The 1,557-nt window shown below is 69.8% G+C and carries 1 protein-coding gene; it reads right to left on the bottom strand.

The features are described 5' to 3' along the window. Positions 1 to 289: 289 nt before the first annotated feature. Positions 290 to 1,557, bottom strand: a 1,268-nt coding sequence (locus AB0C78_RS50770; RefSeq protein WP_360763062.1) for a DUF222 domain-containing protein, incomplete at its 5' end; no start/stop codon positions are given.

Here is a 1,557-nt window from a genome sequence, read left to right as displayed (position 1 = left end):
CCCCGCCCCCAGGTCGCGCCACCCCACCACCCCCCTCCGTCAGGTACGAAGACACCCAAGCCCCCAACGGCCGTGCCGCGTTACGGCCGGCCGATCACTCGGCGGCTGCGGCTGCGGCTGCGGCTGCGGCTGCGGCTGCGGCTGCGGCTGCGGCTGCGGCTGCGGCTGCGGGGAGGGTGCCTCGATGGCGGCTGCTGTGCTGGCTGCGATGGCGTGGATGCGGGCATGCCGGAGCCGCCCGGAATCCGAAAAGGTCCGGGCGGACTCAGCGGTCATGCCGGTGGAATGGTTATGCAGCCCAGTCGAGAGTGCCGGGTGGCCCAATGCTGCCCGGCGGCCCAGTTGCCTCTCGCGCATCGGGTGGTGGCAACAGCCGGTACACATACCGCCCGTCTTGTTCTTTGGTGATGTGGATCTGGTTGGGGCGGGTGTGTTTGAAGCGGTTGTGCCATCCGCAGGTGAGGGCGAGTTGGTCGATGTCGGTGGGTGAGTGTCCGAGTGCCCATCCGTTGACGTGGTCGACTTCGCACAGCGTGCCGGGGGTCTCGCATTCTCGTACCGCGCAGGTGGGGTAGAGGGTTTCGAGGACTTGGCGTTGGGCTGCGCTGGCGAACCGTTCTCGGTGGCCCAGGTAGAGCGGGGTGTTCCCGCGCCCCAGGAGCAGGGGCGATACCCCGGCCGCGAGGGCGATGCGGCGAGCCTGGGCGGCGGGGATTGGGGTGCCGTCGGTCAGGCGGGCGGGGGCGTTGCCTCCGGTGAGTGTGTCCAGGTCGCAGATGACGGTGACCTTGGTGGCCTTGTGTCCGCCCGACAGCACACTGGAGAGCGCGGCGGCGGTCCGCTCGGCCACGTCGCGGCGGTCTTCGGGTCCGGCCGGCTTGGCCAGCGGGCCGAGGGTGCCGTCCCAGATCGCGGCGTCCTCGGGGTTCAGCCAGCCTTTGACGTAGCGGCCCCCGTCTAGCGAACGCGTCGTCGTCAGCCAGGACTTGTCGTAGCCGCGTTTGGTGTCCTCGTCGGGGGTGTCTTCGGTGTCGTCCCGTTCGGCGATGACGTCGCGGATCCGGTGGCCGAACGTGGCGACCTTCCCGGCGGAGAAGCCTTGGTCGACGAATCCGAGGAGTGTGGCTTCGGCCTCTGCGCAGTCGGTGTCGTCCAGCCGGGCCAGGGCGTCGGTGATGGTGGTGGCGTAGCCGAAGGACAGTTCACCGGCCGCCAGCCGCTCAGCCACTTGGGGCAGGCGGTGCCGCTGCCGCGCCAGGGTGAGGCGCTCTTTGGCGCGGCTTTCGCGCATGCCGAGGCGGGACCGGAGCCAGGCCCGGGTGGAGGGGAATCCCCACCGCTGCTGCTCCCCGGCGGCATCGACTCGGCCGATGAATCCAGCCAGCGCGCTTTCCTGCATATCTGCTGCGGCCGCGAGCGTTTCGGTGAGTTCCAGGCAGGCCGCCGGTGATTCCGGGGCTTCGCGCTGGGCGAGTTCAGTGGCGATGGCGGAGAGCGCGTTCACCAATTCCATGGTGGACGCGGCCCCGAGCTCGACCGTCACTGATTGCATAGGTA

The sequence above is a fragment of the Actinomadura sp. NPDC048394 genome (assembly GCF_040651755.1).
GTDB classification, from domain to species: Bacteria; Actinomycetota; Actinomycetes; order Streptosporangiales; family Streptosporangiaceae; genus Spirillospora; species Spirillospora montaniterrae.
Note: the sequence above shows the minus strand (reverse complement) of the source record. Positions and strands in the feature narration are given on the sequence as shown.